Source organism: Planctomycetota bacterium, from assembly GCA_016207825.1.
Taxonomy (GTDB): domain Bacteria; phylum Planctomycetota; class MHYJ01; order JACQXL01; family JACQZI01; genus JACQZI01.
The window spans coordinates 1-25729 of sequence record JACQZI010000032.1 but is presented as its reverse complement, the minus strand read 5'-3'; the positions used below and the strand labels follow the sequence as shown (position 1 = coordinate 25729).

Annotated in this window: 20 protein-coding genes; 17 read left to right on the top strand and 3 right to left on the bottom strand. The window is 45.6% G+C overall.

The features are described from left to right. Positions 1–408: 408 nt before the first annotated feature. From HY811_11080 to HY811_11050, 7 genes are all read left to right on the top strand, one after another. Positions 409–1767, top strand: a complete 1359-nt coding sequence (locus HY811_11080; GenBank protein MBI4835342.1) for an ATP-binding protein — start codon at positions 409–411, stop codon at positions 1765–1767. 156 nt (positions 1768–1923) lie between these two features. Beyond that, positions 1924–3231, top strand: coding sequence for a phosphomethylpyrimidine synthase ThiC (thiC, locus tag HY811_11075; protein ID MBI4835341.1), 1308 nt, complete (start codon positions 1924–1926; stop codon positions 3229–3231). A gap of 115 nt (positions 3232–3346) precedes the next feature. After that, positions 3347–4624 carry an adenylosuccinate synthase gene (locus tag HY811_11070; GenBank protein MBI4835340.1) on the top strand — a complete coding sequence of 426 codons (1278 nt, stop codon included), beginning with the start codon at positions 3347–3349 and terminating at the stop codon, positions 4622–4624. Continuing rightward, on the top strand, positions 4621–5337 hold the full coding sequence (locus HY811_11065; protein MBI4835339.1) for an isoprenyl transferase: 717 nt from the start codon (positions 4621–4623) through the stop codon (positions 5335–5337). Before HY811_11070 ends, HY811_11065 begins: the two co-directional genes overlap by 4 nt. Before the next feature lie 25 nt (positions 5338–5362). After that, positions 5363–6199, top strand: coding sequence for a phosphatidate cytidylyltransferase (locus tag HY811_11060; protein MBI4835338.1), 837 nt, complete (start codon positions 5363–5365; stop codon positions 6197–6199). Further along, positions 6196–7149 carry a PhoH family protein gene (locus tag HY811_11055; protein ID MBI4835337.1) on the top strand — a complete coding sequence of 318 codons (954 nt, stop codon included), beginning with the start codon at positions 6196–6198 and terminating at the stop codon, positions 7147–7149. The genes HY811_11060 and HY811_11055 overlap by 4 nt, the downstream gene beginning before the upstream one ends. Positions 7150–7152: 3 nt before the next feature. Continuing rightward, positions 7153–7791: a CPBP family intramembrane metalloprotease gene (locus HY811_11050; protein MBI4835336.1), complete on the top strand. Its 639-nt coding sequence runs from the start codon at positions 7153–7155 to the stop codon at positions 7789–7791. Here the strand turns inward: HY811_11050 and HY811_11045 are convergent. Next, positions 7723–8004: a hypothetical protein gene (locus HY811_11045; protein MBI4835335.1), complete on the bottom strand. Its 282-nt coding sequence runs from the start codon at positions 8002–8004 to the stop codon at positions 7723–7725. The genes HY811_11050 and HY811_11045 overlap by 69 nt on opposite strands. 13 nt (positions 8005–8017) lie before the next feature. On the opposite strand from HY811_11045, the gene HY811_11040 reads away from it, so the two are divergent. The 10 genes from HY811_11040 (at position 8018) to HY811_10995 (ending at position 23977) form a co-directional block, all read left to right on the top strand. Then, positions 8018–8404, top strand: a complete 387-nt coding sequence (locus HY811_11040) for a phosphatidylserine decarboxylase (protein ID MBI4835334.1) — start codon at positions 8018–8020, stop codon at positions 8402–8404. A gap of 3 nt (positions 8405–8407) precedes the next feature. Beyond that, complete coding sequence (locus HY811_11035; GenBank protein MBI4835333.1) at positions 8408–8635, top strand: hypothetical protein; 228 nt, start codon at positions 8408–8410, stop codon at positions 8633–8635. Positions 8636–8637: 2 nt separating this feature from the next. Then, complete coding sequence (gene pssA, locus HY811_11030; GenBank protein MBI4835332.1) at positions 8638–9435, top strand: CDP-diacylglycerol--serine O-phosphatidyltransferase; 798 nt, start codon at positions 8638–8640, stop codon at positions 9433–9435. Between the two features lie 4 nt (positions 9436–9439). Continuing rightward, positions 9440–9901, top strand: a complete 462-nt coding sequence (gene folK, locus HY811_11025) for a 2-amino-4-hydroxy-6-hydroxymethyldihydropteridine diphosphokinase (protein MBI4835331.1) — start codon at positions 9440–9442, stop codon at positions 9899–9901. 73 nt (positions 9902–9974) lie between these two features. Beyond that, a complete protein-coding gene (locus tag HY811_11020; protein ID MBI4835330.1) occupies positions 9975–10979 on the top strand; it encodes a PDZ domain-containing protein in 1005 nt (334 codons plus the stop codon). Between the two features lie 62 nt (positions 10980–11041). Beyond that, the gene (locus HY811_11015; protein ID MBI4835329.1) at positions 11042–12211 is read left to right on the top strand and encodes a FecR domain-containing protein; all 1170 of its coding nucleotides are present in this window, start codon (positions 11042–11044) and stop codon (positions 12209–12211) included. A gap of 1 nt (position 12212) precedes the next feature. After that, the gene (locus HY811_11010) at positions 12213–14312 is read left to right on the top strand and encodes a hypothetical protein (GenBank protein MBI4835328.1); all 2100 of its coding nucleotides are present in this window, start codon (positions 12213–12215) and stop codon (positions 14310–14312) included. A gap of 13 nt (positions 14313–14325) precedes the next feature. Next, on the top strand, positions 14326–17361 hold the full coding sequence (locus HY811_11005; protein ID MBI4835327.1) for a hypothetical protein: 3036 nt from the start codon (positions 14326–14328) through the stop codon (positions 17359–17361). Positions 17362–17363: 2 nt separating this feature from the next. Then, on the top strand, positions 17364–18044 hold the full coding sequence (locus tag HY811_11000) for a hypothetical protein (protein ID MBI4835326.1): 681 nt from the start codon (positions 17364–17366) through the stop codon (positions 18042–18044). Between the two features lie 176 nt (positions 18045–18220). Beyond that, on the top strand, positions 18221–23977 hold the full coding sequence (locus HY811_10995; protein MBI4835325.1) for a PKD domain-containing protein: 5757 nt from the start codon (positions 18221–18223) through the stop codon (positions 23975–23977). Between the two features lie 264 nt (positions 23978–24241). Here the strand turns inward: HY811_10995 and HY811_10990 are convergent, their stop codons facing one another. Together HY811_10990 and HY811_10985 are read right to left on the bottom strand one after the other, a co-directional pair. After that, complete coding sequence (locus tag HY811_10990; GenBank protein MBI4835324.1) at positions 24242–24781, bottom strand: hypothetical protein; 540 nt, start codon at positions 24779–24781, stop codon at positions 24242–24244. After that, positions 24774–25253 carry a helix-turn-helix domain-containing protein gene (locus tag HY811_10985; protein MBI4835323.1) on the bottom strand — a complete coding sequence of 160 codons (480 nt, stop codon included), beginning with the start codon at positions 25251–25253 and terminating at the stop codon, positions 24774–24776. Before HY811_10985 ends, HY811_10990 begins: the two co-directional genes overlap by 8 nt. Positions 25254–25729 lie beyond the last annotated feature (476 nt).

Genomic DNA, 25729 nt, shown 5'->3' with positions numbered 1-25729 from the left:
TAACCGAGTTTTTTGTGCCTAATACTCAATATAATCAAGAATCAGATAATTTTAGCCGATAAATATTAAAAGTGCGGAAATAAAACCCCCCTTTTATCTCCCGATGAGGGCGGATTAACCGACTTTTTTGGGGTAAAATACGACCACAGAGGGCACAGAGGAGTATAAAAAGATACATTTTCAATATAAGACTTATAATAAACTCATTATATTGAATATGGCTGTTGATTATATTGAGTTTTATGGGATAAATGGAAGGTTTGGGTTGACAAAGTGGAAGATTTGAGTTGACAAAACTCCTAAAAAGAGTTAACACGAATAGCACGAATAGAACTAATCCCACGAATTCATTCGTGATTATTCGGCTTAATTCGAAATATTCGTGTTCATATTTGACAAGGAGGAGCAATGTTTAATGTAGAAAATTTCTTACAACAAAACCCCTGGCGCGATGACGCCTCCAAACTGATGAGCTGGACATTCGACCGTTCCTTATTGCCCCAATTACAGGAAGCGCTTAAAGGCAACACGCCTATTCTGCTTTCCGGCCCGCGCGGGGCTGGGAAAACCACTCTCCTCCAACTGGCTATCAGGCACCTCATAAAAGATAAGGGCGTTTCCCCATCCGCCATATTTTATTTCAATCTCGATGATGTCCTGACGCGCGAATGCTTTACCGGCGCGGATGATGTCGCCAGGTTTATTAACGGCTTCAGCCCGGATAAGAAAACACGGCTCTTGATTTTGCTTGACGAAGCCCAGAATATCGATTTCGATATGATTCAGGAATTAGAAAAGGTATTGGATAATACAAAGTTGATTATGACAAGTTCTGCCAGGGCATATCACTATGACAGCGCGGTAAATCTCGAACTCGGCTTGGCTTCCTACACGGAATATATGAACCGGATGCTGAATCCAAACAACATCTATTTGCCTGACGGGAAAGACAGGCGCCCCAAGCTGAAATTGCCTGATAAAATCAAGGATTTAACCAGTGTCAGTTATTTAAAACCGTTCAGTCCAGTCCTGGATGGATACCTGCGTTACGGCGGATATGCCGAAGCGGTCAAGGAATACACCATTTCCAAGCGTCCGGCTATTTTGCGGAAGATTTACCAGACACAGTTTGACCATCAACCCAAATCTAAGCAAGAAAGGCTGCAACAAACCCAGCAAAGGAAGATACTGGACGAATTAGCCCGCACGCACGGCACGGTCTTAAACGTTACCAAATTGTCGCAGGAGACCAAGGCGAACTGGAAAACGGTTTCGGCTTTTGTAGATACACTTGAATCTAATTATTACATTAATAAGGTTTATCCGTATCCTGAGAAAACCAATATCGCCAAGGACGCGCCGATTTTATATTTTAACGACAACGGTTTAAGGAATATGCTGATAGATTCGTTCCAGCCGGTTGATACCCGCCCCGACCGGAAAGCGCTGATTGATAATTTAGTTTATAACGAATTGCGTTTCATCCCGTGGATAAAAGAGATAAAATACTGGATGGGTGAGACGAGCGACGTTACCGGCTACTGCCTGAAGCGCGGATTGGTCAGGCACTTAGTCGGCGCGCGATATGATTTCCCGCTGGAGAAATCCGGCAGATGGGCGCTGGTAAATTTCGGCAGGCGCATAAAGGCGAAAAAAATTATTGTCTTGACCCGTGATTACGCCGGATGGGAGGAAATCGCACCAACCCAGATTGTCTATCTGCCGCTGGTGCATGCCTGGCTCTTGCCGCAGGTGTTGGGGGAGTGATTGGATTGTTTTTAATCCTAATAATCATTTCTTGACTATCCGTTATTAGCTTGTTATACTTTTCTTGTTAGTGATTAGCCACCAAGGCACAAAGCCACTAAATTTTTCTTTGTGTCTTAGAGTCTTCGTGGCAAGATTAAATCAAGAGAGAATTTAATGACGCAATTAAAAGCGGCGCGCGCCAATAAAATAACACCCCAGATGGAACTGGTTGCCAAGGCAGAGGGTGTTAAAGTTTCTTATATCCTTGAAGGAATCAAGGCAGGCCATATCGTCCTCCCTTCAAACACCAACCGCTGGAAGAAGTTATCCGCCGGGCGTAAGATACCGGCCAAAGCAGTTTGCGGCATAGGGAAGGGTCTAAAGACCAAGGTCAACGCGAACCTGGGCACCTCTTCCGATTATGCGGATATAAAGGTTGAACTTAAGAAACTCCGTGCTGCCGAAGAATCTGGAGCTGATGCCGTGATGGATTTATCCACCGGAGGCGATATTACGAAAATCAGGCAGGCATTGCTCGCTAAAGCAACTGTTTCGTTCGGTACGGTTCCGATTTATGAGGCTGTCCTTCCATCCCGTAAGGCGCATAAAACTGTCTGCGACTGGGATGATGATATATTATTCAAGACCATAGAACAGCATGCCAAAGACGGGGTTGATTTTATCACCATACACTCCGGCGTGACTCGTGACGTGGTCAGCCATCTTGATAAAGAACCGCGCGTGGGCGGAGTGGTCAGCCGCGGCGGGGCGATACTCACCGCATGGATGAAGGCGAACGGGGAAGAAAACCCTCTTTATGAAAAGTTTGACCGCGTGATTGATATCGCGCGCGAGTATGATGTCACCTTAAGCCTGGGCGACGGCCTGCGTCCAGGCGCCATTGCGGATTCCTTTGATAAAGCCCAAATAAAGGAACTGATGGTTTTAAGCAGGCTTGCCAAGGAAGCAAGGAAGGCGGATGTCCAGGTAATGATAGAAGGTCCCGGGCATGTCCCTTTAAACCAGATTCAGGCTCAGGTATTATTGGAAAAGCAATTATGCGACGGCGCGCCGTTTTATGTCCTGGGGCCGTTGGTGACGGATATCGCGCCCGGATACGACCATATAACCTCGGCAATCGGCGGGGCTTTGGCTGCCTGGGCAGGGGCGGATTTCCTGTGCTATGTGACGCCTATGGAGCATTTGGGACTACCCAAGGAAGAGCATGTCCGTGAAGGCGTGATTGCCAGCCGGATTGCCGCCCATGCCGCGGATATCGCCAAGGGCATCAAAGGCGCCATGGATGAAGACCGCAGGTTTTCCGGATACCGCAGGAACCAGGATTGGGATAACCAGATTAAATACGCGCTTGACCCGAAAAAGGCCGGCGCTTACCGCGCCAAGCGCAAGCCCAAGAAAGATGAAGAAGCCTGTTCCATGTGCGGCGAAATCTGCGTCTATTCCATAATGAAGGATAAGTAGTTATCAGTACGCCCAATAATATGGAGTTTAGAATGGGCGGATTGAGCGGATTAAACAGATTTAAATCTTATCCGTTTAATCAGCTAAATCAGCTTACAAAAGAATTTATGTAATTATGAGTATAGCGTCTGTAATCGGCATGCAGTGGGGGGATGAAGGCAAAGGGAAAATCGTTGATTTGCTTTCCTCGGAATGCGATATAGTCGTGCGCTACCAGGGCGGGAGCAATGCCGGGCATACCGTAATTATCGGTGATGAGAAATTCGTCCTCCATCTCATACCTTCCGGGATACTGCACCCCAAAGTCAAATGCGTTATCGGAAACGGTGTGGTCCTGGATCCGATGTTGCTTCTAAAAGAGATGGATGAGCTTACCAAGCGCGGGATTAAGATAAAGGGGAGGCTTTTTATCAGCGAGCGCTGCCACCTGGTATTCCAATACCATAAGTGGTTGGATACGCTTTCGGAAAAGAGCCTGGGCAAATCAAAAATCGGGACGACCGGACGTGGAATCGGACCCGCTTACGTTGATAAATATAACCGGACCGGCATCCGGTTAATGGATTTATACGAGCCGAAAAGATTGCTCGAAAAGGTAAAAATCAACCTTGCCGAAAAGAATATTTATTTTAGGGCGTTGCATTCGAAGACAGGAATTGATTCCGGCGCGATATATAAAGAATCTCTTTTCTATGCGCGCAGGCTTAAACCATACGTTACCGATACCCGTTTATTCATCAGGCGGATGATGGACGCCAAAATAAGGGTGCTCTTTGAAGGCGCGCAGGGGACGCTCCTTAATATCGACCACGGGACATATCCTTTTGTGACATCATCCCATTCGGACGCCACCGGCATCAGCGCCGGTTCGGGCATTCCGCCGAGTTCGATTACCAATGTTATCGGGATATTAAAGGCTTACACAACCCGGGTGGGCGAAGGCCCTTTCCCGACCGAGCAGGATAACCCAATAGGCGAATGCCTACGTAAAGAAGGCGGGGAGTTCGGAGCGACCACCGGACGCCCCAGGCGTTGCGGATGGCTGGATATGGTCGCCGCCAAGTATGCTGTTGAGCTTAACGGCGTCAGCCAAATCGTCATCACCAAGCTGGATGTCCTGAGCATCTTGAAATCAATTAAGGTGGCGGTTGCCTATAAATATAAAGGCCGGGTCTATCGCGATTTCCCGGCTGATTTGAATACCTTAAAGAATTGCGAACCGGTTTACCGGACATTACCCGGGTGGCAGTCTTCATTGCGCGGCATCCGCAAATACCGCGATTTCCCTTTGAACACGCGCCGATATCTTGAATACATAGAAAAAAAGCTTGGCGTGCCTATAAAAATAATCTCCATTGGGCCGGAACGCACCCAAACGATAGATAAAAGATGAGTAAAGAGATTCCCCAAAAGCTGCCCGGCCATATTGCTATCATCATGGACGGCAACGGCCGCTGGGCAAAGAAACAAGGCCTTTCGCGCATCCGCGGGCATGAAGCCGGCGCAAAACTGGTCAGGGATATCGTTACCGAATGCGCCCAAACCGGCATCAAATGGCTTACATTATATGCATTCTCCAGCGAGAACTGGAAACGGCCTTCTTACGAAATCAATTTCCTGATGCGCCTCCTCAAGAAATACCTGATTCAGGAATGGCCGGAACTCATGAAGAACAATATCCGGTTTACCGCCATCGGAAAACTCGAAGCACTGCCTAAATTTGCGCAGGATGAGCTGGAGAAAACAGAAAAGATCACGGCGGTCAATACCGGCATGATATTTTCTTTAGCCCTGAATTACGGCGGCAAGCTGGAAATAATAGACGCAGTTAAGAAAATCTGCCGTGAGGTTAAGGAGAGGAAGCTTAATTTGGATGAAATAGATGAAAAAACTTTCGGTAAGTATCTTTATAAGCCAGAAATGCCCGATCCGGATTTGCTTATCAGGACGGGTGGTGAAATGAGAATCAGCAATTTCCTTTTGTGGGAGCTATCTTATACGGAATTATATATCACGCCGGTTTTATGGCCGGATTTCAATAAGGAAGAATTGCATAAGGCGTTAAAGGATTATGCTAAAAGAGAAAGACGGTTTGGAGGCATATAGCCACTGAGGAACGAAGAGGAATGATATGTTAAAAACGAGAGTGATTGTGGGAATCATCCTGGTTGCGCTGGTGGCCGGGTTGTTTTATATAGATTATGCGACGGAATCTAATTGGGGCGTATTTAGTTTAATCCTGGTCGCCGGGGTTCTGGCGCTGTATGAATTCTACAAGATGCATGAGAATATTTATGGAAAATTTAATAAGATAATACCAATTGCGCTGTTTGTAATATTATTTGGCTTTGAAAGGGTGCTGTTCAGTATCAAACCGACGGCTGATTTTGCGGGTAATTTGCTTTTTATCGGGGTTTTCGTTTTATTAACGCACCAGTTGATTATAACTGTTTTGTCAGGAAAATATCAAAAAATTCCCGCTAATTACGCAGTTATGTCGAGCGTGATTTATATAATCTTGCCGTTGACAGTCATATATCTTGATGATTTTATTTTATACCTGATTGTCGTCAATAAAGTTGCCGACAGCGCCGCATATTTCGGCGGAAAGTTTTTCGGCAAACGAAAGCTCGCTCCTAACATAAGCCCGAACAAAACATGGGAGGGATTTATAGTTGCTCTTATTTTTGGGGCATTGGCTTCAATCGTTTTCAGGCTGCTTAGCCCTCTTGACATACTTAACTCTTCATTAATATTAAAAACATCCTTGAGTGCTTTAGTGCTGGGATGCGTTGTTGCGTTTTTTGGACAAGTCGGTGATTTGGTGGAATCCGCGATTAAACGGCATTGCGGCGTTAAAGATTCGGGATTTATTCCCGGATTGGGGGGAGTTCTTGATTTGATTGACTCAATTATTTTTTCAGGTCTTGCTTTATTTTTCGCTAAATACGTTTTATATTTATTATGAAAACAGAACGGGTGATACAGTTATCCGGACAGGATGAAGCCGTGCGCTTTTGCGGGACGTATGACCGCTATTTGCGCGAGGTGAGCCATAGTTGCGGGGTTAAGGTTTACCTCAAAGGCAATTTCCTGAAAATTACGGGAGAACGGGGCGACGTGGAAAAGGCATATGAAGCCTTACGGAAAATTTCGGAACGCCTGCGCTCATCTGAAGATGAATTAAGCCAAGACGCGCTAAACGATATCATCAGCGGCAAACCGCCTGTTCGTAAAGGATATTCGCCCGTTCCTCAAACACAATCGGAAATGGTCAAGCCGCGCAGTGAGGGGCAACGCCGTTATATTGAATTGATGGAAGTTAATGACATTGTGGTGTCTATCGGCCCGGCCGGGACAGGCAAGACCTACCTGGCAGTAACGCGCGCTCTTCATTGCCTGCGCACTAACACCGTTAATAAGATTATCCTGGCGCGCCCAGCGGTTGAGGCCGGCGAAAGGTTGGGATTCCTGCCGGGAGATTACCAGGAAAAGGTCAATCCGTATTTGCGTCCGCTTTATGATGCTTTGAACAGCTTTCTGCCGTTCCAGCAGACCAAGCGATTAATTGATAACGAGATTATCGAGGTCGTTCCGCTTGCTTACATGCGCGGGAGAAACCTCGATCATGCTTTTATGATTCTGGATGAAGGGCAAAATACCACCTCCGAGCAAATGAAGATGTTCCTGACCCGTATGGGGGAGCGCTCTAAAATCGTGGTGACCGGCGATATTACCCAGATAGACCTGCCTTTGGGGAAGGTTTCGGGATTGGTCGAAGCACAGAGCGTTTTGGGGAATGTCGAAGGTATTGCGTTTTCATATCTCACTCGAGCAGATATCGTGCGCCATCCCTTGGTCCAATCCATTGTAGATGCCTACGAAAAAAAGCGCATGATAGGCAAGAAAAGCCATTGATTTATGCTTTTCCGCCATGCTCCGCCGAAATCCCCTTGCTTGATTCTCCGCCTTTGGCGAGGCGAGAGCCGCATCGTCTTCCCGATGGCCGTAATTTATTCAATCGTACTTATTATCAGCCTTCTAGGTATTTACTATTTTAAAGGATTAGCGTATCTCCTGGACGCTTTTCATATCTATCCTGATACATATATAATAATAGGGCTTGGTTTAGGCGGGGGTTGCGGGGTGGTTGCGGTTTCCATAATAAGCGCATACCTTTTTAAGCGCGTAAAAGACCTGCAACAGGAATTCACATTAATATTGGGCAGGCTTTCGAGCTTTGAGATTATTGTCGTGGCGCTTTCAAGCGGCATTGCCGAGGAAGTCCTTTTCCGCGGGTTGCTCCAGCCGTATCTCGGTCTAGCTATCACCTCGGTAATTTTCGGGATGCTTCACTTCCCGGTAAAGCGGGTATATATCATCTGGACAGTATTTGCCGTCGGGATGGGATTTATGCTGGGTTGGTTTTATGAATTAACAGGCAGTTTGCTTACCCCGATTATTACGCATGTTTTGGTTAATGCGATTAATTTATTTAGACTTGAGGATGATTTCCCCATCGCCCTGCATACGGAGTGTCCGCCTGATATACATCTCTAAATAGAAGGGGTCGGATAATATCGCGCGCTTTTCTTTCTCAAGACGGGTGCAATCTTCCTTAATCTGCTTGGTTTCATCAACAAGTCCCTGATAATAATTTTCCATCTTGCTGTTTTTGAGGTGCGCGGTCAATGTGGTCGTCAGGAGAAACACCATGACCAGGAACAAAAGGGCGGTATAGAAGAAAAACGAGTAGTTTTCGGCGGCGTCCATGAATATGCGTTAGATTGCCATATTCCTTTCCGTCTTTAACGTCCATATTAACCGAGCTCCGCTGGAAGGCAAGGTGGAATGGACCGATTACCGTAAGGGAAAATTCCTGGTGGCATCCGTGCCGGAGGCTTCTTCGGAAAACGAAAGCAACGCCATCGGAATGGTTGCCGGTTCGGTTAGAATGCTGGTCAGGCAGGTTTCCGGGATTCTCGCCCGCCGCATTGTTTGCGCCGTTAAACCGGGTGACGCCGTTCGAAAAGGGCAAAGAATCGGAATGATTAAGTTCGGCTCGCGAACCGAGCTTTTTATACCCAAGAAGAATGTCGAATCCGTAGTGGTTAAAGTTAAGGATAAGGTCAAGGGAGCTAAAACTATTATGGCTAAAGTGAAGGGGAACTGAGATATGATAGTGCACAAAAGAGAAATATCCGGAAAAATATGCCCGATGCTTTCAAAGAAGGACGATACAAACTGCCTCGGTGAAAGCTGCATGATGTGGAGATGGGCGTATCCTTTCAAGACGCAGGCGCCGTATAATGATCAGGGATATTGCGGTCTTGCCGGAAGGCCGGAGATGCTTATCCAGATGCCGCCGCAGCCTGAAATCAAACCAAGTGTCAGAAGTATCTGATTATGAAATTTAAGCCTAAAAAGTTGAGCCGCGTGGCGATTTTACCTACGCTTTTTACGCTGGGAAATCTCCTGTGCGGATTCGGTGCGCTGACTTATGCGGTTAAGGGGAATTACCTGCAAGCGGCACAGCTTGTCTTTGTCGGGATGGTGGTATTTGACGGGCTGGACGGCTTGATTGCGCGCGCTACGAAATCCGCAAGCCAATTCGGCGCACAACTGGATTCGCTAGCCGATGTCGTAACCTTCGGGATTGCACCGGCATTTTTAGCTTATTCAATCATCCACAGGACCGGCACCCATTTCATATCATATAAATTTACTTTTGTCATTTGCGCATTTTATGTTGCATGCGCCGCTTTGCGTTTGGCGCGCTACAACGTGGAAACAGGCAAGGGTTTTGACGCGCATGAATATTTTGCGGGATTGCCGACGCCCGGCGCTGCCGGAATGCTTATGGCAATAATTATTTTCCATGAAGAGCCTGATTTGCCATATAATGTTTATCGCAGTGAAATAATCCCGCTTTTGCTGCCGTTTGTCACGCTTATCCTGGCATTTCTCATGGTCAGCCGGATGCGGTATATGCATCCTTTAAACCGGTTGATTAAATCCAAACACCGCTTTATGCAACTGGTCCAGATAACGCTGGTGGTTTTGCTTATGTATTTCAGGACGGAAGAAACGCTGATAGTGGCGTTTTTGGTCTATACGTTAAGCGGGCCGTTCACATTTTTAGTTCGTCTCTTCCCGAAATACCGGACCCAGCCGAAACTGACCGGGGAGCCGGAATCTCATTAGCGTTATGCTTGAAAACACGGCGTATCTTGGTTTAGGCAGCAATCTGGGAAGAAAAAAATACAACATCTCAAAGGCAATCCGTTTGATGGAAGAAGCCGGCATCCAGATTTTGCGCCGATCACGCTTTTATAAAACCAAGCCTGTGGGATTTATTAACCAGCCGGATTTTATCAATGCCGCGGTCAAAATCCGGACGGTGTTTTCCCCGGAACAATTATTGAAACTGCTTAAGGGCATAGAAAAACGAATGGGGCGGGTTCGAGTACATAGATGGGGGCCAAGGATAATAGATATCGATGTCCTTTTATACGGCAAGAGAATCGTAAAAATGCGCGGCCTGACCATACCGCACCCGAGAATGCACGAAAGGGCGTTTGTTTTACAGCCGCTTGCCCAAATCGCACCCGGATTAAGGCATCCATTATTTAAAGTTACGATTAAAAAGTTGTTGGAAACGATATGCTGAATCCATCTGCCTATTCGTTGACAGTAATACAATTTTTTTGTATCGTTGATACGGTGGTGTTGGGAGAAGTAATATGAAACGTATTATTTTCATCGCCTGCCTTTTGTTTTGTGTCTTTAGCAGCACAAATGGGGAGGCGCAAAACGCTAAATCCGTGGAAATCAAAGGCGGGTTTTCCACGGAGCAATCGGTATATAAAAAAGTCGAAAAGATTGTAATCCGCGATAGTGAAAAATGGGATGCTTTTTGCAAAGATAATAACCTGGAAAATAAACCGAATGTTGATTTTGCGATAGATGAGGTTTTAATCGTAACCGGAGGGGAATGTACGAGCACCGGCTATGAGGTTAAAATCCATTCTGTTGATGCATTTGGAAAGAAGCTTAAGGTGAGTTATACAATCAATGCGCCGATTGATGGCGAGAAAATAAGCCCGATAAGCAGCACGCCGCTTACCGGAGTTGTAATAACAAAATCCGGGTTGGAAGCGGAATTCAACGATATTGCGAAATATGTTCCGGAATTATTGGCGCAACTTGCCGATGATGATTGGGAAAAAAGGGAAAATGCCACTAAAAAGCTTGTCCGGATGGGGAAAATCGTCGTGCCGGAGGCTTTGAAAATCCTCAATACCAGTGATGCGGAAGTGAAAATGCGTTTGCGTTACATACTTTCGGAAATAGTGCCTTCTTTCTTGATTCAACAAACCGGTTGGCTTGGGATTTATATGAACCAGTTGGAAATAAATGCCCCTGCTGTTACCGAACATATAAAAGAAGGTTGCGGCATAATGGTCAGCAGCTTGATTCCGGATCAGCCGGCTGAAAAGTATGGCATAAAAGCAAATGATATAATAATTGCCTTGAATGATAAAGGGTTTGAAAGTATAAATGATTGGGCGGAAACGTTGAAATCCACATCCCCCGGAACGAGAGTTAACTTAACATTAGTTCGGGAAGGGAAAAAGCAGGAAATTGCGGTTGTTATCGGAAACCGCCCAAAAGAAAAACAGGATCCCGAGATGGTTAATGGGCTTTGGAATGATTGGTGGAATAAACACACCGAAATAAAAAAATAAATACGAAAATATCTATATACTATTCAGAACCTCAGCGGTTTAATCATACAAGAACAGTGTGTATGAAAAAATATAAAGATATTCCTGAATTATTGTCTGATTATGAATTTTCGGATAAGTTCGCTGTGTCTGGCGATGTATGGCAAACCGTTTTAGATAGGATTAATGATTCTTCTTCATGCCTATCGGCATCCAAAGGTGTACGGTTCAAATATAGATTGTTAGTGGCCGGCAGTATAGCGGCGCTCGTGTTAGTGGGTATCGTTTCTTACTTCACATTGCAATTCCCCGTAAGCAATAATGACGCAGTCGCGGCAATTTCAAGCATTGAAAAAGGAATGATAAAAAGCGGCGGGATTGATTTTGGCAATAATATCAGTGTTAAGGTAAAGCAGGAGTTAGTTTCCAGCGAAGGGACGGTTGCGGCGCTTCGCCTGGGTTTTGGCAGCGTCAAGATTATGGGATATAACCAGTTCAAGTTTGTCGCTAAAAATATACTGGAAGTGGCAATCGGCGAGATGGAAATTGAAATAAACGAGAAAAGACCCGATGGTTTCTTCGTAAAAACCCCGTTCGCTTCGGTCAAAGTAACCGGGACGAAATTTTATATTAAGGTTGCTTCCGAAACGACCTTGCTTGAGGTAACAGAGGGCGTAGTTGAATTCGGGAATGAGAACGGAACGGTTGAGGTCACCGCAGGCTTCCAAACCCTTGCGGGTTTAAACCGCGCACCGCTCCAGCCGATACCAAAGAATATCTTAACCCTTAATAAATTATCAGGAAATGATAAAAATGTTTGTAATCCGGTAATTATGATTATTCCGGATAAAATCACATATACGGCAGGGGATGATTTGAAATTAAAGATCCAGGTTTTAAATAGAAATAAGGATATGTGGTTTACCTCTTTTGCTGCTGATACATCTTATCTACTGTTGAATGTTACTGCCCCGAACGGCAAAGTGTTTTATAGCCGCTTGAATATCTTAAAGGATTCCATCGGTGAACCGTGTGGGTTGCAGTCACGGAATGGCTGGTTTACGTTTCCGAAAGATTCGCCATATGCGTTTGAATGCCAGGGCGGAAATATATTTACTCTACCCGGAAAATATGTTTTAAGGGTAATCTACGGAGCGGCTGCACCAAATACTGCAGAAGTTTCCAAGATGAAAATCTGGCAGGGCGTTATAGAATCAGCGCCATTGGCATTTGAGGTGAAGGAGAAAAACTGACATGTTATTACCGGCAATATCTGAACGGCTTGGACAAGTTCGAAACCGCATCAGGCGCGTTTTTTGGATAAACGGTTTGATACATTCCGTCATTTTCCTGGCGGTTTTTAGCATTGCAACATTTATCATTGATTGGTCTGTTCCAGACCTGCCGAAAGGCGTAAGAATTTCATTCCTTGTTATCGGATTTATCACCTTGGTTTATTTTGTGTTCAAGTATTTGGCATACCCTTTGAGGAAACCGATAACAGACGAAGACATTGCGATATGCGTGGAGAGATTTTACCCTGAACTTAAAGAGCGCCTGATTAGCTCTCTTCAATTGGGCAAAACACTGGAAAATCCCCATGGGTGCAATTCCCCTGAATTAATCCGCCTTTTAGTCACTGAAGCAAATGAGGTTGCCACACCATTGGATTTCAGTAAAATAATAAGCACGCAGCAGATGGCGAAACTTTTTGCCGTTGCCGGATCGCTCCTGGTGATAATTGTTTTATACTGCAGTTTTTATCCTTCGTATGCAAATATCTGGTTTAACCGCATGTTAATCGGCGATGCCCGCTGGCCTAAAAAAACCATGTTGGAAGTAAGCATCAAAAGTGAGGTTATTGCAAAAGGGCAGGATTTTAATCTGACCGTCTTAGCACGTAAGGGGTCTCCGAAAAAAGTATACGTTTATTATGAATTTGAAACAGGGGAATCCGGATGGGAAAGAATGGGCGCCGATGAGAATGACGATAAAAAATTCACTTACGATTTCCGGCAGGTGCATAATAGTTTTACGTTTTATGTCCAAGGTGGCGATGATCGAACCGACCCTAAAACAATCCAGGTATTGACGCCGCCACGCCTGGAAAAAATCCAGGCTTGGTATGATTATCCCCCATATACTAAACTGTCGAACACCCCGGCTAGCCAGCCGGAAGAAGGCGGATTAATACATGCCCCATACGGAACCGATGTAAAACTTATTGCCTTCGCGAATATCCCTTTGACTTCGGCAAAATTGCTATTGGGTGAAAGCGACCTTAGGGAAATTGCCATCGAAAACGACATCCTGAATGAACCTAAAAAAATGTCAATGGCATTGAAGGTGGGCAGTGCTGCCGAATATATTATTTCCCTGAAGGCGCAGAATGGACTGGAAAACCTGGAATCTGTTCGCTATCCTATTAAGGCGATTGCCGATACAGCCCCAACGATTAAAATCATTGAGCCTAAAAAAGACGCCAAACAGGTTACGTCTAATGCTGAAGTGCCGGTAATATTATTGACGACGGATGATTACGGCGTCAACCGGATTTCCTTATTCTATAAAATACAGAACCGCGAGGCTCCCGAAGAAAAATCCGTACTCCTAACCGATAGGCATAATGGTGTGCCCTACGGTTCGCCGAGAATCGAATCTAATTATATTTTCAATATCGTCGAAACGGGTGTTAAAGAAGGGGATGTTATCGGTTATCAGATTGAAGCGGAAGATAATTGCGCCATATCCGCCACAAATATCACGCGTACGCGCGAATTCAAGTTCATGATTGTCGACGCCGCCCAATTGCAGAAAAGAATAGAGGAAATCGAGTTGCGGATTAAAGAAGAGGTCAAAAAAACGCTGCAGCTCCAGACAGAAATAAAAGATGAGTTTGTTAAAAGCAAAGACACCTTGCTTGATAACGAAGCATTTAGCCAGCCTGAAAAACGCTGCCTTCAGAAAAACCAGACCGAACAACGCAGAATTGTCCAAATCCTGGATCGGGTTGGCAAGGAATTTGACGAAATTATCAGCGATATAGTCATAAATAAATTATGGGATACGACTACTTCAGATAAGCTGAAATTAATAAACGGGCTTATCAAAGATGCCGGTGAAAACAAATCCACCCAGGCTTCCGATGCAATCAGCAAACTGGCGAATTTGCCGGATCCTTCACGTCGCGAAACTATCTACAACGGCGTGCTCGATTTCCAGTCACAAGTTATCCAAAACTTGGGGGAAGCTCTTGCCAAAATGGAGGAATGGGAAGATTACCAGGAAGTAGTACGGGTAGTTCGAGAATTACTTCAGAAACAAAATAAAATCATCCAGGAATTAAAAGAATGAAAAGGACTTATTTATGAAGAAAATCACCTGTCTTTTGATTCTGCTCCTTTTGAGCCCGCTGCTTTATGCGCAGTCCCCTGAAGGCAAACTTAAAAGCGCTATTGACCGGCAAAAGGAGGCCGCTGATGATTTACGTAACCTTGAAGCCAAGATGCGCCGGATTGCGGACAAATTGAAAGAAATTCAGCCATACTATGCAGAAAAACTGCTTCAGGCAATCGAGATACTCAAAAAAGACCTTGTCGCTGATGATGTTAACGAAATACTCACCTTGCTGGAAAATAAATTGGTCGGCAAGGCCATTTCAAAAGGCGAGGAAGTGACCGGTGAACTGGAAATATTACTTGGTTTCCTGGAAGATAAAATGGGCGCGAAGGATATTGAGGAAAAAATCAAAGCGCTTGAATCTTTGATGAAAGAAACGGACCGCCTGAAAAGCGAAGAACAAAAAATACTTGATGATACAAAAAAAACTAATCCGGCGGAGGATCAGCAGATAAACGATGCAATTCAGAATATCGAGCGCTTGATGGCGGAGCAAAAAAAATTAAGGCAGGAAGTCCTCCAGCCAACGCTTTCAGACAACAAGAAGGATATTGAAAAAGCCAAACAGAAAATCGCTGATTTAATAAAGGAACAGGAAAAACTTCTTGATGAAACTAAAAACATAGAACAGGGCGACTTGAAAGAATTGACCAATTTTATAAATAAACTTGATAAACTTGTCAACCAACAGGCTGCGGCACTCAATGAAAACAAGGCGTTGCAACAAACCGAACATGGGCTTGATGATGCGCTGAAACAGTTAAATAACCTTATGCAGGCACAAAAATCACTAATGAATGAAACCGAAAAGGCTTCCGGCAATCCAAACAAAGCAAAGCCTGAAGAATTAACCGAACAGCAGAAAAATATAACAAAGCATGCCGATAAAATCAGTTCACTAATTAACAAGCTTCCTTTGCCCAAGGAAGATAAGAACAAAGCAATTGAATCGATGAATAAAAGCCTGGAAAACACCGATTCGGCTGCGCAAAACTTGAATGATGAATCATACGATCAGGCAATGCAAAATCAGGGTGACGCCTTAAAAAACATGGAAAAAGTGCGCGATGCCATGCAAAAAATGTCTGAGGAACTGGCTAAAAACACAGAAGACCAGTCAGGACGCCTGGCCGAAATACAGAATAAACTTCAGGAAGAAACGAATAAATTATCCCAGGAAATGAAATCAAGCGGGCAATCTTCCGGACAACCGGCTATGAAACAGGCGTTGACGAAATCTTCGGCACAAACCGGTTCAGCTGCGCAAAACATGAATAGCGCCCAGCAAAAGTTTAAGGCGGACGATTCCAAAACCGCCGAACCGGAACAAGTCAAAGCTTTGAATGACTTGAAAGATGCCAAAGAAACGCTGGATGCTTTGAGAACACAACTGGCCAATCCGGAACATGAAAAATTCCAGAATGTCGCCGACAAACAGGAAAAACTCAATGACCAGGCAAATGGTTTGCATGATGACCTAAAAAAGATTTCCGAGCAGATGCAATCATCCCCATTTTATCCGCCCAAAACACAGGAATCGTCTCAAAATGCCGCACAGCAGACTAACCAGGCGTCGCAGGAAATGAGCCAGGCAAAACAAAGCCTTTCTCAAAATAACACCAATCAGGCAAATAATCAACAGGAAAAATCTATTGATTCGTTAAAAAATGCGGAGAAATCATTGGAGGAGCTCCTTAAAGAACTTGATAAGCTTGATGATACGAAAAAGCTTGACGAGTTGGCCCAAACGCAAAAAGAGCTGTCCGAACAGGCTGATGCGCTTTCTAAACAGCTTCAGAAGCTTTCAAACCAGCCTAATGCAAGCCAGCAGACTAAACAGGGAATGAGCAAGGCTTCCGAAAATTCACAGAATGCATCGTCGCAGATGTCAAAGGCTTCGGATAGCTTGAAGCAGGGCTCTAAATCACCGGAATCAAGCCGGGAGCAAAAACAAGAAGCCCAGGAAAACCAGAAAAACGCCGAAAACGAACTTGCCAAAGCCAAGGATGAACTGGAAAAACTTAAAAATCGCACCTTAACCGACGAGGAAAAACGCCAGCTTGAAAGACTAAAACGCCGCCAGCAGGAAATTGAAGAGCAAACCAAGAAACTTGCCGAGGATGCCAAATCCAAAAATGAGCCAAAGGCAAGCGAGCAGGCTAAAAAAGCTTCCGAGCAAATGAAATCTGCATCCGAAAGCATGTCCAAAAGTTCTCCCCAACAGGCGCAGTCAGAAGAGCAGGAAGCTATTGAAGAACTGGAAAGAATGTATGAAGAATTAGCGCGTAAAAAAGAAGCGCTTGCCCAGCAGCAAAAACAACAACTCCTTGAAAAAATAGACCAGATGCTCGGGCGGATTATCAGCAAACAGGAAGAAATCAACGCGGAAACAATCCGACTGGAGGATGTTAAAACAAAGGAGAAGGAATTATCAAGAGCCGAATTAATCAACCTCAAAAAAGTAGCCCAAAGCCAGGATGAGCTGGTTAAAGAAACATCGGAGGTAATCGAAAAGCTGCTAAAGGAAGATTCGGCGGTATTTTCTTGGGTTTTAAAGACGGTCGTCGACGACATGTCCACGGTTAAAACATTATTGGATAATGAGCAACGCACCGATGAATATACCCAGGGAATTGAACAGGACATTGTAAATAAATTAAAAGAACTGATTGATGCCCTGAAATCGGAAAAATCCAAGATGAAATCGGGCGGCGGGGGCGGCGGTGGAGGAGGCGGCGGTAAGCCGAAGCTTTTGCCGGATGTCGCCGAACTTAAAATGCTCAGGACTATGGAAGAGCATCTTTTGAACAGGACTAGGGATTTTTACGGGAAAAACGTCAAAGAAGGGACAAAGGAATTTGATATACTTCAGAAAAAACTTGCCCAGCGCCTGAGCGCCGAACAGTTACATCTATATGAATTAACCAAAGGCTTTACCGAACGGCTTATTAAAGCCGCCGAGGAAGAAAAACGCGAAATGCCGAAGGAAGAAGAAGGAGAATAAATATGTTAAAAACACGCTTCACGATTCTACTGATTTTATGCATGTCAGCCGGAATCGTCTTTGCTGAGAGCGATATTGAAACCAAAAAGAAGGAAATTGATGAAAATATTGACGAACTCAACAACCAGCTTAAACCGGAAACATTGTCGGAAGAAGCCGATGTTCTTGATATATTGAAAAAAATACAGGATAAAATGCTTGATGCGGCAGATGGTCTTTCAACAACAAGCGACTGGAAAGCAATTGAAAAACAGGAAGAAGCCAAACTAACTGTTGATGAAATAATCAAAAAACAAAAGGAAGCAGTTGAGAATCTTGAGAAAATGCTTAAGGGAATCCAAACCAAACAGAAAAATGCGATAGATGATATCACCAAACTCATTAAGCTGGCTCGTGAAATGCAGCAGCAAAGCCAATCCAGCCAGCAACAGCAAAAGAAACAGCAACAACAGCAACAGAATAAACCGCAGCCGAAGGCATCCAACCCGGCCACACAGCCGTATGAAGCAAGTGCGCCTCCTCCCGGAGTCGGGCAACACGTCGGCGGGGAAACTGACCGCTGGGGGACTCTGCCTCCCAAAGTTCGTGACGCTATTTTGCTGTCCAAATCGCAGGATTTTACCATTGAATACCAGGAATGGCTGGAGCGCTATTTTAAAATACTCGCCGGCGAACAAAAATAGCATGTTTCTTTTATATAAATTCTTCCTGGTCATTTCTTACTCACTATAATTTCAAGTGGTTGTATAGCACAAAAAAGCTAAACATTATTTGTTTTTATTTGACACATTTTTATAATCAGCATATATTGATAATGCAATTTACTCAGTTTTAATATATGCTTAAAAGGAGGAGTATTATGATTTTAACACGTACGAAACAGACGCTGGGCACTGCGGTAGGCATCGCAATAATACTATTAATAACAGGCGCCTTTGCCGGAAATGTTTGGGCGGCTGATGTTGACTTGCAAATAGAAGACGCTGCTTTTCCCGGTCCTGTCGGCGATGGGCAAACCTATCCGACTGAACAATCCGTAACCGGAAGTGGGGATTATAATGGCGTGGTAACGTATAACATAGTAATTCAAAATGATGGCATAACCGGTGACTATCAATACAGTGTTAGCAGTTCTGCGGCCAGCGGCAGCGGCTGGTGGATTACTTATTATGAAGCAGGCACGGGAGATATTACTTCAAATATCAACAATCCCAGCGGTTGGTTAACTCCGTCTATTGCCCAGGGCAGTTCAATCACAGTTACTGTCGGAGTTACTCATGATATAACAGTTCTTGGTGGTGAAGAAAAAGATATTATATTTTGGGCTATGGTAACAACTGACACAAATATTTGTGATTGGGTTATCGCAACTACAACCGCAAACACCGTGGTAAAACCGGATGCCCAGATTAAAAACAGCGGTGATCCTTCATATACGGGTGATGGAACTTATAATACTACCGGAACATCACAGACGACGACCCAGGGAGTAGACAATAACGACATAGTTACATACTACTTTAAAGTCGAAAGCGACAGCAACGGAGATTATGCCTACAGTGTTACCGGAACAACGGGTGATGGCAGTGATGGTTGGTGGATTACATACTATAACGCCCCGACAGGGACCGATATTACGGCTGAAATAACCGGTATCGGGCTTTATGAAATTATTACGCGAGCAGGCGGTTATATGGAAATAAGGGCTGAAGTTACTCCTGACAGCACCTTGATGGGAGGACAAGAAAAGGTCATTACAATCTGGACCACGGCAAGTACTTCCACAAATTTTAGCGATGTAGTCGTCTGTACCACCACAGTAAATGCACTAAGCACCGTTGATAATCAAATTGAAAAGAAATCAGCACCGGGCTATGTCGGTGATGATGATTATACTACTGACGGTTCTCAAAGCGTTGCGCAGAGTGTCGATAATAACGAGATTGTTACATACCATATAAAAATCGAAAATGACGGTAATGGTGATTATGGCTACAGCGTAACCGGGACTGCCAGCAGTGCGGGATGGTGGGTGACTTATTATGATGCCAAAACTAATGGCAATCCCATTACGGCTGATATAATTGCCGGCGGATGGTATAATCTTATTGCAAAGGGCCAGGCTTTGGAAATCAGGGCGGAAGTGGAACCTATAACCACGGTAGCCGGTGGAGATTTAAAAGCTATTTCAGTGTGGTCATGCGCAAGCACTGCGACAAATATTTGCGATATGGTCGTTGCCACCACAACCGTTAACAATATGTATAAGGTTGATGGTGAGATAGGTGACCCTGCCTATGCGGGTGACAATCTCTATAACCTGGATGGAACCGGACAAACCAAAGCCCAGGCGGTTGAGCGCAACGAGATTGTAACTTATTTGCTAAAAATGGAAAATGACGGGAATACCGCTGATGGATTCACCATAACAGGTCCCGCAAGTGGTGCGGGATGGTGGATTACGTATTACGACGCAACAACCGGCGGGAATGATATTACCGCAAGCGTAATCGGATTAGGCTGGAATTTCGGCCCGGTGGCGCGTGATAACTCAAAAGAAGTTAGGGTGGAAGTAACCCCGGACTTAACCGTTGCCGGCGGAACTTCTTTGGACACCTTAATGTGGTTAACCTCTTTGGGGGATACCAGTAAGAAAGATGTTCTAAAAGCAACCACAACGGTAAATGAAACTAATAAAACAGATCTCCAGATTAAAAACGATGGTGACCCGTCTTATATCGGTGATGATATTTACAATCTTGATGGCACCGGCCAAACCAAGGCGCAAGCGCTGGATAATATGGCGACCGTTACCTATTATGTCAAGATTCAAAATGATGGCAATGTTTCGGATGCCTTTACGCTAACCGGAACAGCCAGCGGGTCGGGTTGGTATATAACTTATTACGATTCACCTACCTACACCAATCTTACCAACGCTTTCGTCGGGACAGGATGGTCTACCGGTTCATTGGCAATGACCGCTTCTAAGGAAATTATCGTCGAAATAACCCCGGACCTTACGTTAGCCGGCGCTACGATGCTGAATTCATTTGTCTGGGCGACTTCCTTTGATAACGCCACAAAAATGGACGTCGTAAAAGCTACGACCACCGTAAATAACGTATATAAGCCTGATTCGCAGATTAAGACCTCTATCGGCGCGACTTATACAGGTGATGGCGTTTATAACCTGACCGGTGCAAGCCAGACCGAAGCACAAAACGTAAACAATAATGCGGTTGTAACGTATTTTATCAAGGTGCAAAATGACGGCAATCTCAGTGATACCTTTGCTATTACCGGCACGGCTTCAGGCGGCGGCTGGTTTATTACATATTATGATGACGTTGCCGGAGGCAATAACATAACCGTTAATGTCGTCGGCGCTGGCTGGGCAACCGCATCTTTAGCCATGAATGCCTCAAAAGAAATCAGGGTCGAAGTCACACCCGATGGCACGGTTGCCGGAGGCGGATCCAACACCCTGGAAATTTGCGCCACCTCCGAAACAGGCTTAACGCAGAAAGATTTGGTCAAGGCAACCACTACGGTAAATGCCGCTTATTCCGTCGATTCGCAGGTTAAGAATAGCACTGACGGCGCTTATATCGGGAATGGCATCTATAACCTTGACGGAACAAACCAGACCAAGAGCCAGAATGTCAATAATACACAGATTGTTACCTATCTTATCACCATAGAAAACGACGGCAACTTTAACGACGTTTTCACACTGACCGGCACAGCCGGGGGCTCAGGCTGGTTTGTGACATATTACGATGACGCAGCCGCGGGAACCGATATTACCGCAAATGTAACCGGTGCAGGCTGGGCGACCGCGTCTTTGGCCTCGGCAGCCACAAAAATAATACGGGTTGAGGTTACGCCCGACGCTACCATTACCAACGGCACTGTTAAAACATTGATTATGGTGGCCACATCCAGTGGTGATACCTCAAAGAAAGATACTGTCGGTGCGGCGACCACCGCGATTTCCGGTGCAACCGTCATCTTGAGCGCCGGCACCTATAACCCCGCGGCTTCCAGCGAAGTTACCACAACCACTAACCTGACCATGTTACAGCTTAAGATATCTGTCACAACCGGCACCGAAAACGCAACAATCAGCGCAGTAAAGGTAACACCTTCGGGGACGGCCAATGATAATACTGATATCGCCGCAGTCAGGCTCGTCTTGGACGCCAATGATAACGGAATATCGGATACCGGTGATACCATCCTGGTCTCAAGTACCTTTGCAACCGATAATACCGCAATTACCATGACCCTTGGCTCTCCGCGCACCATTGCGATTGCCGGAAGCGAAAACTGGCTGGTGGTTTATAACCTGAATGGCAGTGCCTCAACCGGCGAAACTTTCTCCTCCCAGGTGTCCGCCAATGCCGATGTCACGATTCTCGGCGCTTTGAGCACACGGGCGATTACTCCATCTGGTGCCCCCGTTGCCGGCGGAGCCAAAACCATAGTCGAACCGGCCGCAAACGTTACGACAGGTACCAGCCCTCTGAGCGTTGATTTCACCGCCCAATTAGGCACGGGCAGTGCGATCGTCCAGTTTGAATGGGACTTTAATTATGATGGAACCACGTTCCGGCCGGATTTTGTCAGTAATATAAGCGGTGATACCACCTTCACATACGATACAGCCGGGACTTATACCGCCAGGCTGAAGATTACCTATGCGGACGGTTCAACGATAACCAAGGATATTACTATTACCGTTGCCGCTGCGGCCGGCGTTCCGACCATCAGCGGTTTAAGCGCATATAGCCCGACCGATACGGCCCCGGTTACTGTCACTTTCGTGGCCACGGCCACGGCAAGCGCCGGACAAATTGAAGCATATTTGTGGGATTATAATACTGATGGAGTCAATGACTATGTTTCCGCAGTTTCTGCGATAACAAACACCGCGATTTATATCTATCCGAAAGCGGGCACCTATGTTGCCACAGTCATGGTGCAGGATAGCGCAGGATTGGTCACTAAATCAAGCGTTACCATAACCGCGCAGGCTCCGTTATCCACCGCACCGACCGCCAATATAACCATCCCGGCGGCCACCCAGAATATCAAAGTTGGGGAAGGGGTCAGTTTTGGCGGAACCGGCGCCGTTGCCGAGAGTGGCACGATTTCCAAATACGAATGGGATTTTGAAGGCGATGGCGTGTTTGATTTCGGTTCTCCTGTCGTAACGACCACCTCATTTACATATTTAACCGCAGGTTCGTATACCGCAACCTTCCGCGTCACGGAAGACGTTTCCGGATTGGTCGGCGAAGACACGGTTACCATAAACGTGACGGCCTCTCCCACGCCTAAAGTCGCGATTATCCAGCCGGGCGTGCCGGGAAGCAATAAGGATGGCTTAAGAAGAACTGTTAAAGGCAATATTACCGTCAAGGTAACCAGCGTACCTACATCCTTGACGACGACATTACATCTAAAATACCGTGATCTCGGCGCCATTGTGCTGCCGGATACCGGACTCCCGGCTCTTACCGCCCCTAACAATGCGGAATGGGTGACAACCGCTCTTGCCATAACCTCGTTTGCCACGGCGGATGCCGGCGCAGAAGGCTTCATTACCAAATTAGATGCTACCCAGCTTACGGCCGCGCATTGGTACGAAATCGTCGCACTTGCCAATTACGATGGGGTGGTTACCTATGACGATTGGAATGCCTCGCAGACAAATAAGAGGGTGTTCATCTATATTGAAGCGACAACGCCGGAAACAGAAGAAACCACCAATTACCAGACTAACCCAATAAGTTCGTCTTTAACTGCTAAACTTAATCGGAATAAACTAGTTACTTTAACGATTCCCTATGGCGGGGTTCTGACTGATGTTATAGTGACTGTTGGGGTGCCGGCCGCTGCTCCTTCTGCCGGTGGTTTAACTTTCCTTTCCACATACCATGAAATAACCTTAAGCGGCGGTTATACGCTCTTAAAGCCTGCCCAAATTATTTATTATTATGCTGATACTAATAATGACGGGACGGTTGATGGCACTACTATTGAGGAAGAAACCCTTAAGCTATACCGTTACGACGCAACAGACGCAAAATGGGAACTCCTTTTAAGTCAGGTAGTCGTGCCGGATGCCAATATTATCGTGGCGGATACACCGGGCTTCAGCGTCTTTGGCGCCGCCGGGACAGCCGCTTCCGGAAGTTCTGCTCCGGGGCTAGGACTTGATTGGCTGGATGAAGATGACAGTGATAACGACTTAAGATGCTTCATCGCCACAGCCGCTTATGGAACGCCGATGTCAAAGGAACTCGTCACCTTAAGGAGCTTCCGTGATAACTACCTTAAGACTAATTCCCTAGGCAGGGCGTTCGTCAATGCTTATTATTTTTATAGCCCGTCAGTCGCCTCGGTGATTGCCGGCAACAGCACTTTAAAGGGCGTTACCAGGGTGTTCCTGTCTCCCTTTATCTGGTTTGCCGGATTTATGCTCCAGAGCAGCCTTATCGAGAAGCTGATTGTGTTGCTCATGCTGATTGGGCTGTTTGAGGTGCTCTTTAAATCCCTGAGAAAACGGGCGTGGAAAAAGGTGCTTGCTCTTAGAAGCAAAATATAACCCTAACTCCTGAAACCATAAACCCGGTTTTATCGAAAGGTAAAGCCGGGTTTTTTATGCGTGGAATTAAGAATGAGCCTTCCGGCTGGTTATTACCGGGGCGCGGTAAAGGCGAGCGTTAAAGGCTAAATAAAATTTATTCTGCATCGTTGATTAACTTAAGTAAACCAGGGAAAATTGCTTCCTAATATCTGATAAACGAAACGAAGTAGAGACCAGACTTTACGCCGGGGGCGCTGGGCAGAGTCTCCCGCGAGACACGTGTTATATCCTGCTAACCTGAATATCCAGCCCTAAGGATTGGATGGCATTATCAGGTTGGGCGGGGGATGGTAGTTTTTCCGTAATAAAATCAATATGTGACTCCCCGTCGGTTTTGAAAGGCGCAAATTCCGGCAGGAGATATTGGTTTACCGCTTCATTAAGTTTATAAGAGCCTTCGGAGATTATTGCCGGGTCATAGGTGCTATCCAGTATCTTCGTGCCGTATTCAACAATCTTATTCCTGATAAGGCTCTTAAAAACCATTTTATTATCCAGTGAAGTGATTTGGACAGATCCGCCTTTGATGAGTCGGTCGTTTTCCCTGAGGTATGTCGCGGCAACTTTCTCCCCGCATAGCCACATCGCGCCCAAGCCGGCAATCCCTTTGCCGGCGTGCTTGTATCCCACCAGCGGCAGAATACGGTTAAAAAAATTATCGCGTGCCTCGGGTTTCCACGAACGGAGTTTATCCGTCAGCCAGTGGGGCAGTTCCCGGAATTCCGAGGCAAAAATAATTACTTTTGATATTATTTTAGCCATGCCTGTTCTTATCCACTTTCGGCATATCGGCATTTTCCAATGCCTCACGGACTATCTGCCTCATGCGGTTGGGGGAGAGGGTGATATCCCATCTTTTGTAAACCCATTCGGACATCTCGCGAAAAGTCCAGCGCTTATGGAATTCCTTGGTATGCGCGCCGACCAAATACCAAAGGCTTTCCTTTAATAATTCATGCAACTGTTCCCTGTTCAGCTTTCTGGAATAGTCCCGGGGCATGATTCCGGCAATGCCTTTTTGGCGATAGCGCTTGAGCCACTGGTAAACAGTTCTGGTTGAACGGTTTAACTCATGTGAAATCTGCCGGACAGTTTTACACTGGTTGGACATGAATAGAGCATTGCAACGCAGGCGCATGCGGAACTTTTTCTTGAGCGCCAAATCCCTCATCAATTCTTTTAATTCCTTCAGTTCATCGTCCGAAAGAATGACAAAAGCGAGTTTGCGTCCCATAAAAGTGAAATGTTATCTTCCTTTTTGAAATATGTTAACTTCCACTTATCCTCTAAAATCACTTAATTTCACCCTGTTTTTGTATATAAAGCCGGGCTGAAAGTCAAATAAATTGGGATTCAACCGGTTTTTGGCTGATTTTGGACACTTTCTAGCCTGACATACGGGGGTGGGTGGCACCCCCTATCTGCCCCCATGCCGCCCGTATCGTACACCAATACTATCCATATCGTATGGGCATATTATCACCATGATATGGGCATGCTATCCGTATGATGCGGGCATACTACCCGCATGATACAGGCATACTATCTGTATGATATAGGTATACTATCCGCTGCTCTGTTGAATAATTTTTATAAGTTTCTTCTTTCGGTTTATTAGCTGTTTTACCTCTACGCTATGGCTTTTTCTTTCCGATAACCTCTGCTAACAAACTTAAACAGATTCATTATGTTACCCTTAAACCTTAACTC